Origin of the sequence: Mycolicibacterium mageritense, assembly GCF_010727475.1 — a bacterium.
GTDB classification, from domain to species: domain Bacteria; phylum Actinomycetota; class Actinomycetes; order Mycobacteriales; family Mycobacteriaceae; genus Mycobacterium; species Mycobacterium mageritense.
On sequence record NZ_AP022567.1, the window covers coordinates 3,744,232 to 3,759,508 of the forward strand.

Consider the following 15,277-nt stretch of genomic DNA (forward strand, 5'->3'; position numbering starts at 1 on the left):
AGCGGCACATGTCGACCACTACCAGAGTGGCGCCCACGGCGCGTCCGGTAGGTTCCGCTGCGCAGCCATCCGAATCGGAACCGGACTTCGAGACCCTCGCGAAAAGAGTCGATGCCGCAATTGCCGCGTTGGCAGACCTCGACGACGGACCGCGGTCGGTCGCCGAGGAGGTCAAGGCGGCGATCGAGGCGGTGCACCGGGTCGGCCTGACGACCATGGTGCGACGGATGCGCGCCGACGCCGCAGCCCGGCCGGTGCTGTTCGATCTGGTCGATGATCCGGTGGTGCATCTGTTGCTGTCGCTGCACGGCATCGTCCGGCCGGACCCGATGACCCACGCCAACCGGGTGCTGGCCGAGGTGCGGCCGCAATTACAAAGTCACGGTGGCGATGTCAGCTTGATACGGATCGAGGACGGAATCGCGTTCGTCCGACTCGAGGGCGCGTGCAACGGCTGCTCGATGTCGTCGGTGACACTGCGCAATCTGGTGGAGAGCGCCTTGGTCGACAACGTGCCGTCGGTCACGGGCCTGGAAGTGCTGCCGAACCAACCGTCCCCGACTCTGATTCCTCTGGAAGCGTTGCGGGTCGGGCCGGATCCGGCAAGTGAGGGCTGGGTCAGCGCAGGTCCGGCCGGTGCCGTGTCCGACGGTCAACTCGTGGCCCGCAACCTCGCCTCGTCGTCCGGCGCGTCGGCCGATGTAATCGTAGTCAATGTCGGCCAACGGTTTTCGGCCTATCGCAACGAATGCGCGCACGAGGGTTTACCGATGGACAACGCCGTGGTCGACACCGCCAACGGCACGCTGACCTGTCCTTGGCACGGCTTCTGCTACGACGCCGGCTCGGGCGAGTGCCTCAGCGCGCCGGGTGCGCAGCTGGAGCAGTTGCCGATACGGATCGACAGCGGCGAAATCTGGGTCCGAGTAGCGGTATGACCCGATACACCGTCCGTCACAACATCGGTGGCCGCCCGGCGCTGGTGGACAAGACACCCGGGACCGACCTCAACGACGGGTGGGCGCCGGAGATCTGCTTGGGCGCACCGGCCCCGGGTGGTCTCGCGCTGCCGCCCGCGCACCCGTCGATGGCCTGGATGTACTCGCCCAGGAGTGTGTTCCTCGGCCGCGACCAGCTGGTGGTCGCTGATTCCGGTAACCACCGCGTCCTGGTATGGCACGGTCGTCCGGACGGCGATGGACAACCCGCCGACATCGTCCTCGGTCAGCCCAACGGCATCACCGAGGGAAAGGCGGCCGGTGGTCGAGGGCCGGAACGCGGCATGAACCTGCCCACCGGAGTGCTGCTGCACGAGGGTCGGCTGGTCGTCGCGGATGCGTGGCACCATCGCATCCTGATCTGGGATTCGGTGCCGCAGACCAGCGATGTCGCACCGGATCGGGTTCTCGGTCAGCCCGATGCATCCTCGGTCGAGCCCAATCAGGGCGCCGCCTGCTCGGCGGCGACGTTCTACTGGCCGTTCGGCATCGCAATGGTCGGTTCGCGGTTCTGGGTGGGCGATACCGGAAACCGTCGGGTACTCGGATGGCATGGCGGTATCCCTGAACCCGGACAGCCCGCCGATATCGTGCTGGGCCAACCCGACGCAACGCAACGTTCGGAAAACCGCGGCGGCACTGCGGGTCCGGCGAGCTTCCGCTGGCCGCACGCGCTGGCGGGCCACGACGATCTACTGTTGGTGGCCGATGCGGGCAACCACCGGATCCTGGGTTGGTCACCGCAGCCCGATGGCGACCGGCCAGCCGACATCCTGCTGGGGCAAGGCGATTTCGCGGCATCGGAGGAATGGCCGTATGGCCCGCACACCGGGGACCGGTTCCGCTTCCCCTATGCCGTAGGCCTCGATGGAGACGGTTCTGCCGAACGGCTCGCCGTCGCGGACACCGCAAACAACCGAATCCTGTTGTGGGACGGGGTGCCGACCGACGGAAAGGGTGCCGATCATGTGTTGGCCCAACCGGACTTCGCGTCCAACGGCGAGAACCGCTGGACCTCGGTTCAGCCCGACACCATGTGCTGGCCGTATGGCCTGTCGCTGCGCGGCGACCGCATCGCCGTATCGGACTCCGGAAACAATCGTGTCGTGATCTGGCGGCGGGCGCGATGAGTGCAGGCGCGCTGATGCAGCTCAAAGAGATCCGCCGACGCTTCACGGTCGTCGGCGTGGTGCAGGGGGTCGGATTCCGCCCGTTCGTGCACCGGGTGGCAACTGAGTTGGCGCTGAGCGGATTCGTCGGCAACGACTCGTCAGCGGTGTTCGTCGAGGTACAGGGTCCGGCCTCCGCTGTCGCGGAGTTCGCCCGCCGATTGCGCGCAGATGCACCACCCCTGGCGGCGATCGCCGCGGTTTCCAGTGTTGCGGTGCCGGTGCAGGCGGGCGATCCGGCACCATTCCAGATCGAGGACAGTCGATCTGCCGATGGAGCGGCCACACCCATCCCGCCCGACATCGCCATATGCGACAACTGTGTAGCGGAGTTGTTCGACCCCGCCGACCGACGTTATCGGCATCCGTTTGTGACGTGCACCGACTGCGGCCCTCGATTCACCATCATCCGTCAGTTGCCATACGACCGTCCGGCGACCACGATGTCCGGATTCGCGATGTGCGAACGTTGTGCCACCGAGTATCACGATGTCACAGACCGCCGGTTCCACGCTCAGCCCATCGCTTGCCCGGATTGCGGTCCGGCACTGTGGTTTCGGGATTTCCGCCGACAGCATGCCGGTGCCGGACGAACGCTGGGCACCGACGCGGCGATCGCCGCGGCGCAGCAGGCCCTTGCCGCGGGCGCGATCGTTGCGGTCAAAGGTATCGGCGGCTACCACCTGAGCTGCTCGACCGGCGACGAGGTGGCCGTGGCAGCCCTACGGCAACGAAAGGCCAGGGGCGGCAAACCTTTCGCCGTCATGGTTCGTGACCTCGAAGTCGCTCGCCGCTATGGCGAGATCGGCGACGACGAAGCAGCTGTACTGACCAGCCGCGCGAGGCCGATCGTTCTGGTTCGGCGGCGCGCCAATGCGCCGGTGGCGCCGGAGGTCGCGCCAGGAAGCCCGTGGATCGGATTGCTGCTGCCGTATTCGCCGATTCACCACCTGTTGATGTGCCCGGTGCCGGGCTCCGGGTGCCCGGCTCCCGAGTCACTCGTGCTGACCAGCGCGAACTTATCTGATCAGCCCATCTGTTACACAGATGACGATGCCGTCGAACGTCTTCCGGCACTCGGTGATGCGGTGCTCGACCACAACCGGCCGATCCATGTACCGTGCGACGACTCGGTGGTCCGGGTGATCGACGGCTGCGAACTCCCGATTCGTCGGTCGCGCGGCTACGCCCCGTTGCCCATAGCGCTCGGCGACACCGTGGAATCCACGGTGCTTGCGGTAGGTGGTGAGCTAAAGAACACCTTCTGCCTCACCGATGGCCGTCGTGCGTACTGTTCCGCGCACATCGGGGACATGGGCAGCTGGGAGACGCTGCGTGCATTCGAGCACTCGGTAGCCCAGATCAGCGGCATGCGGGGGGTACCGACCAGGCTGGCGGCCGACCTGCATCCGGCTTACCTCACTCGCAGCTGGGCTGAGCGCAATGCCGCGGGACGTCCCGTCGATCTGGTCCAACACCACCACGCCCATGTCGTCTCGCTGTTGGCCGAGCACAGTAGGTTGGGCGAGCCGGTCATCGGAATCGCCTTCGACGGAACGGGTTACGGTACAGACGGCACCATCTGGGGCGGTGAGATCCTGGCGCTCGGAGCCGACAGTCACCGGTTCGCACGAGTCGGGCATCTCGCTCCGGTCGCACTGGCCGGCGGCGACACCGCAGTGCGCAATCCGTGCCGGATGGCGCTGTCGTACCTGAGGGCGGCCGGTATCGAATGGGATCCGGATCTGGCCCCGGTGTCCGCGCTGTCCGAAGCCGAACTGCGGCTGCTGGGTTCGCAGCTCGCGAGCGGGACCGGCTGTGTGCCCTGCACCAGCATGGGCCGGTTGTTCGATGCGGTCGCTTCCTTGCTCGGGGTGCGCCACCGCATCGAATACGAGGGGCAGGCGGCGATCGAGCTCGAAGTACTGGCCGGCACCGGCGCGGCCGGACCGGATGCGCCGCAGCTGCGCCTGACCGTGACCGAGGACGCGGTGCTGGACCCGGCACCGATGTTGCGACAGATGGTAGGAGCGGTGCGCGAGGGGGTCAGACCCGCGGCATTGGCGCTGGCCTTTCATCGCGCCGTTGCCGAGGCCGTCGGCGAGGGCGTGGACCGGGTGGCCGGTCCGGTCCGACTGGCCGGGCTGACCGGCGGCGTCTTCCAGAATGTGCTGCTGCTGCGTGCGTGTCGGCAGCAGCTCACCGATCGGGGATTCGAGGTACTGGTCCACCGCACTGTTCCCCCCAATGATGGAGGGCTTGCGTTGGGCCAGGCGGCAGTATCGGTGTTGACCGAGCAGGAGGCGAAGCGATGTGTTTAGGAATCCCGGGACGTATCACCGAGATCTGGGACGAGGACTCCGGGGCGCGGATGGCGCGCGTGGCGTTCCCCGGCGAGGAGAAGACGGCGTGCCTGGCCTACTTGCCCGACCTGAGCATCGGGGACTACACGATCTTGCACGCAGGTTTCGCGTTGACCCGTATCGATGAGGAATCGGCGCAGCTCACCCTGGCGACTATGACCGAATACGGTGTATTCGGGGATCCGGCGGTGTCGTAATGGTCAGCACCATCGTCGACCACGGGCTGAGTGAGGATCTGGCTGCGGCCTCGTTGACCCTGGCCCGGCGCTTCGCCGCCGGTGCCACGATGTGGTGTCTCGCCCCATCCTGGCTACCGCACGCTCAGCACGTTGCGGTCGAGTTCGTGCACCCGGTGATAGTCGGCAAGCGGGCGTTGCCCGCAGTCGCCCTTACCGGACCCGATCTGGTCGACGTTGCGCGTGTGTCGGTGCGATCGGGCGACGTCGTGATCGCGATTGCGGACGCCGTCGACGCGGACGTGCGCTCGATCATGCGTCGCGCACCCGCGTGGGGAGCCACCACGATCTGGATCGGCAGCGGCGCTCGGCCGAACGACGGTGCGGCCGACCACGTGTTGTGGATTGACGATGCGGATCCGCGACTGCCCGCGACAGGTGGTTTCGTACTGCTCTACCACCTGCTGTGGGAGCTGACCCATGTCTGCTTCGAACATCCCGGCCTGCTGACGGTCGCCGCGTGCACCGACGAGGTGTGCGTCACCTGCAGCGACGAAGGGCGGCTGGGCGAGGTGCTCGCAGCCTTGGACGGCACCTCGGCGCGAGTGCGGACCGCGAACGGCAGCGAGACCGTCGAGACTGTCCTCGTCGGCCCGGTGTCCGCCGGCGATCTGGTGTTGGTGCATGCCGGGATGGCGATCAGCCGGGTGGGGGAGGACGACGCGAGATGACCGGACAGCCGACAGGTGCCGACGCACCAGAGGAAGCCACCAATTTCCTCTATCCCTTCATCGATTCCCAGGAATCCGACCCAGGGCCTTTGTTGGCGGACCTCGCGTTGTCAGCCCGGACGAAGGCGGCCGAGAGCGCCGCACTGCGACGCTCCACGCTCGAGGATTGTGCCGCGCTGGTGGACACCGCCGCCACCGAGATGGCCCGGCGGTTCTCCACCGGGGGCCGATTGTTCACCTTCGGAAATGGTGGCAGCTCAACCGATTCGGCGACTCTGGCCGCGTTGTTCGCGCACCCCCCGGTGGGGCCCCCGCTGCCGTCTTGGTGCCTGACCGCCGATCAGGCCATCTTGACGGCGTTGGGTAACGATGTCGGATTCGAGTTGGTTTTCGCCCGACAATTGATGGCCCGTGCGACCGCCGGGGATATCGCGATCGCGATGTCCACGAGTGGAAACTCTGCCGACCTGACGGTGGCACTGCGTGAGGCCAGACATCGTGGCATGTACACCATAGGTTTCGCCGGCTACGACGGTGGTGCGTTTGCCGCCAGCGCCGACGTCGACGCGTGCTTCGTGGTGAAGTCACAGAGTGTGCATCGCATCCAGGAGGCCCAGGCCCTGCTCGGCTATCAGCTGTGGTCTTCGGTCCACGAGAAGGGGGTTCACGCGTCGTGAGTAAACCTGTCAGCGATCATCGTTCACCGGGCCCGAGCTGGGCCGAGCATGAGGTCATCGAGCGCATCGAGGCGTTCCGCAGGCGTAGACCCCGGTTGCGCGACGAAATCGTGACCCTGGCCCATGGAGCCGGCGGTAAGGCATCGGCTGCTCTCGTGGATGCTGTGTTCGTCGAGGCGTTTCGCAATCCGTTGCTGGAATCGCTCGGCGACGGCGCGGTGATCGAGCTCCCCGGCGGCCAACGCATTGCAGTATCAACCGACTCTTTCGTGGTGCAGCCCTTGCGATTTCCGGGTGGATCCATCGGTGACCTGGCGGTGCACGGTACGGCGAACGACCTGGCGATGGCGGGCGCACTGCCGTCCTGGATCACCGCAGCGTTTGTGCTGGAAGAGGGATTTCCGATAGCCCAGTTGGAGGAGATCGTCGCGGACATGGCGGCGGCGGCGGCCGCGGCTGGGGTCCAGATCGTCACCGGCGACACCAAGGTTGTGCCGCGGGGTGCTGCTGACGGGCTCTTCATCACCACAACGGGGGTGGGGTTGATACCGGCCGGCCGGGAATTCTCGGCCGCCGCGGTGAGGCCGGGGGACAAGGTGCTGATATCCGGATCTATGGGCGACCACGGGATGGCAGTCATGCTGGCCCGTGGTGATCTGGCTATCGACGCCGATATCCGTTCCGATACTGCATCGGTCAGTGAGTTGGTGGAGGTTCTGCTCGCTGCAGCCCCGGCCACCCGGTGGCTACGTGACCCCACTCGCGGTGGTGTCGGCACCGTGTGCAACGAGTTGGCCCGGACCGCCAACGTCGGAGTGGTTCTCGACGAGGAACGCCTGGTGGTGCGGCCACCGGTGGGTGGTGCCTGCGAAATGTTGGGCATCGACCCGCTTTACGTCGCCAACGAGGGTAAGTTCATTGCGGTCGTGGCACCCGCGGAAGTTGACGCGGCACTGGTCGCCCTGCGGCGACACCCGCTGGGTGCCGAAGCGGCCGAAATCGGCGAGATCACTGCCGAGCCTGCGGCAGCTGTCCTGCTGCGCACGATGTTCGGCGGAAGCAGGATCGTCGACATGCTCGTCGGTGACCCGTTGCCGCGGATCTGTTGAGAAGCGCCCGATGAAGAACGGAGAGTGACGCGATGTGTCTTGGAATTCCCGGCCAGATCGTCGAGATCACCGATACTGCAAACTATATGGCGCGGGTAGACGTGTCAGGAGTGCGGCGGACCATCAGTGTGCGTCTGCTTGAGAAGGATATGCCCGAGGTCGACGACTGGGTGCTGGTACACGTGGGCTTCGCGATGGCCAAGATCGATGAGACCGAGGCGTTGTTGACGCTTGCCGCGGTGAAGAAGCTCGGCGAGGCCTACGACACCGAAATCGAAGCCTTCGACTCATCCTCGATCATCTGAAGGAGACAACCGATATGCGATTCGTCGATGAGTTCCGCGACCCCGCAGCAGCTCGGAAGTTGTTGGGAACCATAGAGTTCTTGGCCAAGGACGGCCAAGAAGATGGTCAACCGTTCAAGTTCATGGAGGTGTGCGGCGGGCATACTCACACCATTTATCGACACGGCATAGAACATCTACTACCGGAAAATGTAGAACTCGTGCACGGGCCTGGCTGTCCGGTGTGTGTGATCCCGATGGGCCGAATCGACGATGCGATGTGGCTCGCGTCGCAGCCGGACGTGATCTTCACCTGCTTCGGCGACATGATGCGGGTACCCGGCTCCGAAGGGAGTCTGCTCGACGCGAAGGCCCGTGGCGCGGATGTCCGGTTCGTCTATTCGCCGCTGGACGCGCTCAAGATCGCGGTCGACAATCCGGGCAAGCATGTGGTTTTCTTCGCAATCGGCTTCGAGACCACGGCGCCGTCGACCGCGGTAACCCTCTTGCGGGCAAGGGAAATGGGCGTGGTCAACTTCAGCGTCTTCTGTAATCACGTCACGATCGTGCCGCCCATCAAAGCTATCCTGGAATCGCCGGATCTGCGACTGTCAGGTTTTCTCGGGCCCGGGCACGTCTCGACGGTGGTCGGCAACCGGCCCTACCGGTTCGTGCCCGAGGTGTACCGGAAGCCGTTGGTGGTCACGGGCTTCGAACCGCTGGATATCCTTGCGGCCGTGGCCATGCTGCTGCGGCAGATTCACGAGGGCCGCTGCGAAGTGGAGAACCAGTACTCCCGCATAGTTCACCCAGAGGGTAATCAAGCGGCTCTGGCGTTGCTGGGCAAGGTGTTTGCGCTGCGGCCACACTTCGAGTGGCGCGGGCTCGGATTCATCTCGCAGAGCGCGCTCAGAATACGTGACGAGTATGTGGAGTTCGACGCGGAAATGCGGTTCGACATGCCCGGGGTGCGGGTCGCCGACCCCAAGGCATGCCAGTGCGGCGAGGTGCTCAAAGGCGTACTCAAGCCTTGGGAATGCAAGGTGTTCGGCACCGCGTGCACTCCGGAGACTCCGATCGGAACCTGCATGGTGTCCGCAGAAGGAGCCTGTGCGGCGTACTACAACTTCGGTCGGATGCACCGCGAGGCCGCCCAACTCGTCGGGCAGACCGGGCGGGGGTGATGCCGGTGGAGGTGGCTACCGACGGGCCGCGGCTGTTCGGCAGGTACGCCTACGCGCCGAACCAGCTCGGCTATTGCGGTCCCGCCGACGGTGCGGCACTGCGCGACGGTTCCGAGGACGAGATCCGCGCGGTGGCGCGGCGATTCTCCGGTGTTTGGCCTTACCTGAGAGTGCTTTCCCGGATGACCGGCATCGCCGATCCGCTGGACCATCGGCTGGTCGAATCATATTGGTTGGGAGGCGGTGTCGGTGATCGCCTGGACTCAGCGGAGTTCTACGCCGAGCTGCTCGCGGTGATCGGTCCGCAGGCCGGACACTACTGGACGCATCTCACGCCGGAGCTGGCCGAGGAGGCCGCGGGCAACCACTGCTTCCACGTCTTCGGGGTTTATCCATGGTCGCGGCTGCTCGGCAAGGGCATGGGCGAACATCCGATCCGGATCTTGGACAGCTGCCGGATCACGCCGGCCGAAGTGCTGGCTCGCGACCGAGACCGTATCGAGGTCCGCACCAGGACACTGACCTGGGATGGCCGTTGTCTCAGCCTCTCCGAGCCGTGGGCGCGCGAGATAGCAGTCTTTGTCGACGGTCACAGCGCTTTGCCCGATGTGGCGGCCGGAGATCACATCGCGTTGCATTGGGACCGGATCTGCGGCCCTCTGGACGCCGCGCAGGTGCATACCCTCGACGAGTCGACGAAGCGTCAACTTCTGCTGACCAACCGCAGACTTGCCGTGCCGTCGGAATGAGGCCGCGAATTGTCCAGGCCGACGGTCAGATCGGCTTCTACTGGACCGATCCCGCTGGCACACCGACCACTTTGCAAGCGCTCGTGGCCGACGACGACGAAGCCGAACGTCTGGTCGCCACCCATCTCGAGGCGCTCGACGACGCGCTGATCATCTCCGCCGAGCGGTTCGGCCGACACCTCGGCGGCGGACGGTCGCCGGAAAGCCAGGATGAACGCGACGGCCTGGTCGAACTGCACCGCGTTCTGGATCGACTGTGTTTCGAATATGCCGCGACGGTCGAATTCCTGGGGCTGGCGGCGGATCTGCGCGCCGGCAAGATCATCGGCACCGCCGCGCTGTTCTCGATCCGGGCCCGGGAACCCCTTGGGCTGTTGGGGCCGGTGCCACTGGACGGTGAGCTCGACGACCCGACGCTCGGTGTGGTCAGCGGATTCGGCCGGATGCAACAGGTCGATCCCGACAAGCCCTTCAAGGGTGGGCGATGGGTGGTGCAAGCCGAATCCGGGCAGCGCTTCCCCTTGACGTTGTCGATGCTGCTGTTCGACAGCTCAGGGGTGAACAAGGATGCCGCGCGCACCGAGCACCTCGACGCAATGCGATCAGTGATGTCGGCAGCACACGGCCCGGATGCAGATGCGCTTGCCGTCGCCTGCGCACTCGACTGGTTGTTGTACGACTGGCTGATGGCCCACCGTGACGGGCCGGACAGCGCCGAGATCGTATTCCCCAAGGGCCATGATTCAGCTGCCCGGGTCATCGTGGCAGCCGCGGCCGCGTCAGTGGCCGCCAGGGCGACATTCGACCCGGGACTGTTCGGCCTCTCGCCGCGCTGAGCCGACTTTCCCCCAGCGAATCACCTTGCGTATCCCCCATATCGGGGTCAACCACGCCTCTGCCGACCGGTAGACATCTTCGTACGAGGTAGCGACCAATGACGGTCCACCTCGAATCACCTCGGCACGGCATCAGTGCCGCACTTCATCGTGTGGAAGGGCCAACGGGTATGGGTTTGTATCTGCCGATCCTGGTTCTCGGCGGCGTCGCCGCGGCGTTCGCAGTCGTATCGGTCGGGATGGCCTTGCTGATCGGTCCGCGCCGGTTCAACCGGGCCAAATTGCAGGCCTACGAATGCGGGATCGAACCCGCACGGCACAGCGTGGGTCCGGGCCGTTTCCCGATCCGGTTCTACCTGACCGCAATGCTGTTCATCGTGTTCGACATCGAGATCGTGTTTCTCTACCCGTGGGCCGTCGCGTTCGACCGGCTCGGTCCGTTCGCACTTGCAGAGATGGCGCTGTTCATGGTGGTGGTCTTCGTGGCCTACGGCTACGTGTGGCGACGGGGTGGACTGGAATGGGACTAGAGGAGACGCCGCCCGGTGGCATCGTGTTGTCCACGGTCGAGAAGGTGGCCGGTTATGTCCGCAAAGGGTCGTTGTGGCCGGCCACGTTCGGCCTCGCGTGCTGTGCCATCGAGATGATGTCCACCGCCTCACCGCGTTTCGATATCGCCCGGTTCGGCATGGAGCGATTCTCTGCAACTCCACGGCAAGCCGATCTGATGATCGTTGCGGGCCGGGTCAGTCAGAAGATGGCGCCGGTGCTGCGCCAGGTGTACGACCAGATGGCCGAACCGAAATGGGTTCTGGCAATGGGCGTGTGCGCGTCATCGGGCGGAATGTTCAACAACTACGCGATCGTGCAGGGCGTTGATCATGTCGTGCCGGTCGACATCTACCTACCGGGATGCCCGCCGCGCCCCGAGATGCTGCTGCACGCGATCCTGAAGTTACACGACAAGATTCAGCAGATGCCGCTCGGAGTGCACCGCGAGGAGGTCATCGCTGCCGCCGAACAGGCTGCGCTGGCATCACCATCCACGTGGGATATGAAGGGGTTGCTGCGATGAGCTGGAACCGCGGGATGTTCGGTGTCACCGGCAGTGGTGACACCTCAGGGTATGGGCTGTTGACTCGCGTACCCGCCGAACTGCGCCGCAGCGCCCGCCCTTACGGCGGGTACTTCGATGTGGTGGTCGACCGGCTCACCGGTGTCCTCGGCGGCCGCAAAGCGTTCGAGGCCGCCGTCGAACGCGTCGCCGTCCACCGCGAGCAGCTGACGCTTGAGGTACACCGTTGGCAGTTGCCGAGGGTGGCAGCCGCATTGCGCGATGATCCGCAGTTGCGCTTCGAACTGTGTCTCGGTGTCAGCGGTGTGCACTACCCCGAGGACACCGGAAGAGAACTGCATGCGGTGTATCCACTGATGTCGATCACGCACAACCGGCGAATCTGTCTGGAGGTCGCGGCGCCCGACAGCGATCCACGTGTCCCTTCGCTGTTTTCGATCTACCCGACTACCGACTGGCATGAACGGGAGACTTTCGACTTCTTCGGGATGGTGTTCGACGGTCATCCGGCGTTGACTCGCATCGAGATGCCCGACGACTGGGTCGGTCATCCGCAGCGCAAGGACTACCCGCTGGGCGGTGTCCCGGTGGAATACCACGGTGCCCGGATAGCACCCCCGGACAAGCGGAGGTTCTATCGCTGATGTCCGACATCGAAGACACGGTGGTCACCGTGGTCGGCCGGGACTGGGATGAGATGGTGCGGACGACGCCGGCCTGGTCGCAAGGTGCAGCGTCGGAACGGATCGTGGTCAACATGGGTCCGCAGCATCCGTCGACCCACGGCGTGCTGCGGCTGATCCTCGAGATCGAGGGCGAAGTCGTGACCGAGGCGCGCTGCGGTATCGGCTATCTGCACACCGGGATCGAGAAGAATCTCGAGTATCGCAACTGGACTCAAGGCGTCACATTCGTCACCCGCATGGATTACCTGTCACCGTTTTTCAACGAGACCGCATACTGCCTAGGGGTCGAGAAGCTGCTGGGGATCACCGACGACATCCCGGAGCGGGCGAGCGTGGTCCGGGTACTGCTGATGGAACTCAACCGTATCTCCTCGCACCTGGTGGCGCTGGCCACCGGTGGCATGGAGCTGGGTGCGATGAGCGCGATGTTCTTCGGTTTCCTTGGCCGCGAAGACATCCTCAAGGCGTACGAGGCGATCACCGGATTGCGGATGAACCATGCCTACATCCGCCCCGGCGGGCTGGCCGCGGACCTGCCCGCCGACGGCGTCGAGCAGGTGCGCGCGCTTCTTGGGACATTGCCGGGACAACTCGATACGGTCGAGGATCTGCTGCGGGAGAACGCCATTTGGAAGTCGCGCAATCAGGGCGTCGGTTATCTGGATCTGACCGGCTGTATGGCACTGGGGGTCACCGGACCGGTACTGCGGGCTACCGGGCTGTCGCACGACCTGCGCAAGAGTCAGCCGTATTGCGGTTATGAGACATACGATTTCGAGGTCGTCACCGGGACGCAAGCCGACTGCTATGACCGGTTCCTGGTGCGTGTCGGCGAGATGCGGGAATCGCTGAAGATCGTGACGCAGTGTGTGGAGCGACTCGGACAGCGAGCGCGCGGGCCGGTGATGATCTCGGACAAGAAGCTCGCCTGGCCGGCCGATCTTGTGCACGGCCCGGACGGGTTGGGCAATTCCGCTCAGCACGTCGCCAACATCATGGGCCATTCGATGGAGGGCCTCATCCACCATTTCAAGCTGGTCACCGAAGGATTCCGAGTGCCGGCCGGGCAGGTGTACACGGCGGTGGAATCGCCACGTGGTGAGCTCGGCGTGCACATGGTGTCCGATGGCGGCACGCGGCCGTATCGGGTCCACTACCGGGATCCGTCGTTCACCAATCTGCAGGCGGTCGCCGCGATGTGCGAGGGCGGGATGGTCGCCGACGTGATTGCGGCGGTGGCGTCGATCGATCCGGTCATGGGAGGGGTGGACAGGTGACCGAGATATTTCTCGAGCTCGGGCAACGACCCGACGAGACCGGACCGCAACTCAACGGCCCGGTTGCTTACCCGGCCGAAGTCGCGTCGAGGTTGGCCGACGACGCCGCAGCGATCATCGCGAAGTATCCACAGGCCCGTTCGGCCTTGTTACCGCTGCTGCATCTGGTCCAGTCGCAGGACGGGTATCTGACACCGGCTGGAACAAGGTTCTGTGCAACGCAACTCGGATTGACAGCGGCCGAGGTCACCGCTGTTGCGACGTTCTACTCGATGTACCGGCGTGCGCCGACGGGCGAATACCTCGTGGGCGTGTGCACCAACACGCTGTGCGCCGTCATGGGCGGTGACGCCATTCTGGAAGCGCTGCGATACCACCTGGGTATCGAGCCGGGGCAGACCACAGCGGACGGCCGGGTCACCCTTGAGGCGATCGAATGCAATGCGGCCTGCGACTACGCGCCGGTGGTGATGGTGAACTGGGAGTTCTTCGACGACCAGAATCCGGACACTGCGCGCGAACTCGTCGATGATCTGCGAGCCGGCCGACCGGTGACTCCGACGCGAGGTGGACCATTGTGCACCTTTCGAGAGACCGAACGGGTTCTGGCGGGGCTGCGTGCTGCACCTGACGGCGGTTGGTCATGACGCCGCGGACCCGGTTGACACCGGTGTTGACCCGATTCTGGGATGAGCCCGAACCGTGGACGCTGGACATCTATCGACGTCACGACGGCTATCGCGGCCTCGCCAGGGCGCTATCGATGGATCCCGACAATGTCATTGCGCTGGTGAAGGATTCGGGTCTGCGCGGTCGTGGCGGTGCGGGATTCCCGACCGGCACCAAGTGGTCGTTCATCAACCAGAACGACCCCAAGCCGCGCTATCTGGTGGTCAACGCCGACGAGTCCGAACCAGGGACGTGCAAAGACGTCCCACTGATGTTGACTGCCCCGCATCTCCTGATCGAGGGTGTCGTCATAGCTGCCTATGCGATCCGTGCACATCATGCGTTCATCTACGTGCGCGGCGAAGTGGTATCGGTGCTACGGCGATTGCAGGTCGCGGTCGCCGAGGCGTATGCCGCGGGTTATCTGGGCCGCAGTGTCGGCGGATCGGGGTTCGATCTGGAACTGACCGTGCATGCCGGGGCCGGTGCCTACATCTGCGGTGAGGAGACCGCGCTGTTGGATTCATTGGAGGGCCGTCGTGGCCAGCCTCGCTTGCGGCCACCGTTTCCCGCTGTTGCCGGGCTGTATGCGTGCCCGACGGTGGTCAACAACGTCGAGTCCATTGCCAGCGTGCCTCCGATCCTGCTGAACGGAGTCGAGTGGTTCAGGTCGATGGGGCCGGAGAACTCGCCGGGCTTCACGCTGTACTCACTGTCGGGGCACGTGAACCGGCCGGGTCAGTACGAAGCCCCGCTCGGTATCACGCTGCGCGAACTCCTCGAGCATGCCGGTGGGGTACGGGACGGGCATGAGGTGAAGTTCTGGACCCCCGGCGGATCCTCAACACCGCTGCTGACCGCAGAGCATCTGGATGTGCCGCTGGATTACGACAGCGTAGCTGCGGCCGGATCGATGCTCGGTACCAAGGCCTTACAGGTTTTCGACGATTCCACCTGTGTCGTGCGGGCGGTGCGCCGCTGGACCCAGTTCTACGCACACGAATCGTGCGGCAAGTGCACGCCGTGCCGCGAAGGCACGTACTGGCTCGCGCAGATCTACGAGCGCCTGGAGACCGGGTCGGGCACTCTGAGAGATCTGCGAAGGCTATTCGACATTTCGGAATCTCTGTCGGGTAAGTCGTTCTGTGCCTTGGGTGATGGGGCGGTCTCACCGATCATGTCCTCGCTTCGACACTTTCGCGACGAGTATGAGGCCCACGTCCGTTCAGGCTGCCCGTTCGATCCATACGCCTCGACTGCGATGGCTTCCGGCCGGGTGGATGCGTAGATGTCT

At 64.9% G+C, this 15,277-nt stretch carries 16 protein-coding genes and 1 pseudogene; all 17 read left to right on the forward strand.

Annotation, left to right across the window (positions count from 1 at the left end; all coding sequences use genetic code 11):
* Positions 1–8: 8 nt before the first annotated feature.
* The 17 genes and pseudogenes from G6N67_RS17960 (at position 9) to nuoF (ending at position 15,271) form a co-directional block, all read left to right on the forward strand.
* The gene (locus G6N67_RS17960) at positions 9–938 is read left to right on the forward strand and encodes a NifU family protein (protein WP_036429809.1); all 930 of its coding nucleotides are present in this window, start codon (positions 9–11) and stop codon (positions 936–938) included.
* The gene (locus tag G6N67_RS17965; RefSeq protein ID WP_036429808.1) at positions 935–2,128 is read left to right on the forward strand and encodes an NHL repeat-containing protein; all 1,194 of its coding nucleotides are present in this window, start codon (positions 935–937) and stop codon (positions 2,126–2,128) included. Before G6N67_RS17960 ends, G6N67_RS17965 begins: the two co-directional genes overlap by 4 nt.
* The gene (gene hypF / locus G6N67_RS17970; protein ID WP_036429806.1) at positions 2,125–4,488 is read left to right on the forward strand and encodes a carbamoyltransferase HypF; all 2,364 of its coding nucleotides are present in this window, start codon (positions 2,125–2,127) and stop codon (positions 4,486–4,488) included. The genes G6N67_RS17965 and hypF overlap by 4 nt, the downstream gene beginning before the upstream one ends.
* Positions 4,479–4,727 carry a HypC/HybG/HupF family hydrogenase formation chaperone gene (locus tag G6N67_RS17975; protein WP_036429803.1) on the forward strand — a complete coding sequence of 83 codons (249 nt, stop codon included), beginning with the start codon at positions 4,479–4,481 and terminating at the stop codon, positions 4,725–4,727. Before hypF ends, G6N67_RS17975 begins: the two co-directional genes overlap by 10 nt.
* Positions 4,727–5,437 carry a HypC/HybG/HupF family hydrogenase formation chaperone gene (locus tag G6N67_RS17980; protein WP_036429801.1) on the forward strand — a complete coding sequence of 237 codons (711 nt, stop codon included), beginning with the start codon at positions 4,727–4,729 and terminating at the stop codon, positions 5,435–5,437. The genes G6N67_RS17975 and G6N67_RS17980 overlap by 1 nt, the downstream gene beginning before the upstream one ends.
* Entirely contained in the window at positions 5,434–6,114 is a 681-nt protein-coding gene (locus G6N67_RS17985; protein WP_036429798.1) for a D-sedoheptulose-7-phosphate isomerase, read from the forward strand. Before G6N67_RS17980 ends, G6N67_RS17985 begins: the two co-directional genes overlap by 4 nt.
* Positions 6,111–7,223, forward strand: a complete 1,113-nt coding sequence (hypE, locus tag G6N67_RS17990; RefSeq protein WP_073909097.1) for a hydrogenase expression/formation protein HypE — start codon at positions 6,111–6,113, stop codon at positions 7,221–7,223. The genes G6N67_RS17985 and hypE overlap by 4 nt, the downstream gene beginning before the upstream one ends.
* Positions 7,224–7,255: 32 nt before the next feature.
* Complete coding sequence (locus tag G6N67_RS17995) at positions 7,256–7,528, forward strand: HypC/HybG/HupF family hydrogenase formation chaperone (RefSeq protein WP_036429795.1); 273 nt, start codon at positions 7,256–7,258, stop codon at positions 7,526–7,528.
* A 14-nt stretch (positions 7,529–7,542) separates the two neighbouring features.
* Positions 7,543–8,691 (forward strand): hydrogenase formation protein HypD, encoded by a 1,149-nt coding sequence (gene hypD, locus G6N67_RS18000; protein WP_036429793.1) that lies wholly within the window; start codon positions 7,543–7,545, stop codon positions 8,689–8,691.
* The gene (locus G6N67_RS18005; RefSeq protein WP_036429791.1) at positions 8,691–9,440 is read left to right on the forward strand and encodes a DUF6390 family protein; all 750 of its coding nucleotides are present in this window, start codon (positions 8,691–8,693) and stop codon (positions 9,438–9,440) included. The genes hypD and G6N67_RS18005 overlap by 1 nt, the downstream gene beginning before the upstream one ends.
* A complete protein-coding gene (locus tag G6N67_RS18010; RefSeq protein ID WP_036429788.1) occupies positions 9,437–10,276 on the forward strand; it encodes a hypothetical protein in 840 nt (279 codons plus the stop codon). The genes G6N67_RS18005 and G6N67_RS18010 overlap by 4 nt, the downstream gene beginning before the upstream one ends.
* Positions 10,277–10,446: 170 nt before the next feature.
* Positions 10,447–10,806 (forward strand): NADH-quinone oxidoreductase subunit A, encoded by a 360-nt coding sequence (locus tag G6N67_RS18015; RefSeq protein WP_036429787.1) that lies wholly within the window; start codon positions 10,447–10,449, stop codon positions 10,804–10,806.
* Complete coding sequence (locus G6N67_RS18020; protein ID WP_036429786.1) at positions 10,797–11,351, forward strand: NuoB/complex I 20 kDa subunit family protein; 555 nt, start codon at positions 10,797–10,799, stop codon at positions 11,349–11,351. Before G6N67_RS18015 ends, G6N67_RS18020 begins: the two co-directional genes overlap by 10 nt.
* The gene (locus tag G6N67_RS18025; protein WP_036429785.1) at positions 11,348–11,995 is read left to right on the forward strand and encodes an NADH-quinone oxidoreductase subunit C; all 648 of its coding nucleotides are present in this window, start codon (positions 11,348–11,350) and stop codon (positions 11,993–11,995) included. The genes G6N67_RS18020 and G6N67_RS18025 overlap by 4 nt, the downstream gene beginning before the upstream one ends.
* Positions 11,995–13,314 (forward strand): NADH dehydrogenase (quinone) subunit D, encoded by a 1,320-nt coding sequence (nuoD, locus tag G6N67_RS18030; RefSeq protein WP_036429784.1) that lies wholly within the window; start codon positions 11,995–11,997, stop codon positions 13,312–13,314. The genes G6N67_RS18025 and nuoD overlap by 1 nt, the downstream gene beginning before the upstream one ends.
* Positions 13,311–13,931, forward strand: a pseudogene (gene nuoE / locus G6N67_RS18035) (NADH-quinone oxidoreductase subunit NuoE); the annotation flags it as partial. The gene nuoD and the pseudogene nuoE, both read left to right, overlap by 4 nt.
* 26 nt (positions 13,932–13,957) lie before the next feature.
* A complete protein-coding gene (gene nuoF / locus G6N67_RS18040; protein WP_036429783.1) occupies positions 13,958–15,271 on the forward strand; it encodes an NADH-quinone oxidoreductase subunit NuoF in 1,314 nt (437 codons plus the stop codon).
* Positions 15,272–15,277: the final 6 nt, after the last annotated feature.

Bases quoted from the DNA above. Each gene is read 5' to 3' on its own strand.
- nuoD (WP_036429784.1), top strand. From the start codon at position 11,995: ATGTCCGACATCGAAGACACGGTGGTCACCGTGGTCGGCCGGGACTGG.
- G6N67_RS18010 (WP_036429788.1), top strand. From the start codon at position 9,437: ATGAGGCCGCGAATTGTCCAGGCCGACGGTCAGATCGGCTTCTACTGG.
- G6N67_RS18020 (WP_036429786.1), top strand. From the start codon at position 10,797: ATGGGACTAGAGGAGACGCCGCCCGGTGGCATCGTGTTGTCCACGGTC.
- G6N67_RS17960 (WP_036429809.1), top strand. From the start codon at position 9: ATGTCGACCACTACCAGAGTGGCGCCCACGGCGCGTCCGGTAGGTTCC.
- hypD (WP_036429793.1), top strand. From the start codon at position 7,543: ATGCGATTCGTCGATGAGTTCCGCGACCCCGCAGCAGCTCGGAAGTTG.
- G6N67_RS18015 (WP_036429787.1), top strand. From the start codon at position 10,447: ATGGGTTTGTATCTGCCGATCCTGGTTCTCGGCGGCGTCGCCGCGGCG.
- G6N67_RS17965 (WP_036429808.1), top strand. From the start codon at position 935: ATGACCCGATACACCGTCCGTCACAACATCGGTGGCCGCCCGGCGCTG.
- hypF (WP_036429806.1), top strand. From the start codon at position 2,125: ATGAGTGCAGGCGCGCTGATGCAGCTCAAAGAGATCCGCCGACGCTTC.
- nuoF (WP_036429783.1), top strand. From the start codon at position 13,958: ATGACGCCGCGGACCCGGTTGACACCGGTGTTGACCCGATTCTGGGAT.
- G6N67_RS17975 (WP_036429803.1), top strand. From the start codon at position 4,479: ATGTGTTTAGGAATCCCGGGACGTATCACCGAGATCTGGGACGAGGAC.
- G6N67_RS17980 (WP_036429801.1), top strand. From the start codon at position 4,727: ATGGTCAGCACCATCGTCGACCACGGGCTGAGTGAGGATCTGGCTGCG.
- G6N67_RS18005 (WP_036429791.1), top strand. From the start codon at position 8,691: ATGCCGGTGGAGGTGGCTACCGACGGGCCGCGGCTGTTCGGCAGGTAC.
- G6N67_RS17995 (WP_036429795.1), top strand. From the start codon at position 7,256: ATGTGTCTTGGAATTCCCGGCCAGATCGTCGAGATCACCGATACTGCA.
- G6N67_RS18025 (WP_036429785.1), top strand. From the start codon at position 11,348: ATGAGCTGGAACCGCGGGATGTTCGGTGTCACCGGCAGTGGTGACACC.
- G6N67_RS17985 (WP_036429798.1), top strand. From the start codon at position 5,434: ATGACCGGACAGCCGACAGGTGCCGACGCACCAGAGGAAGCCACCAAT.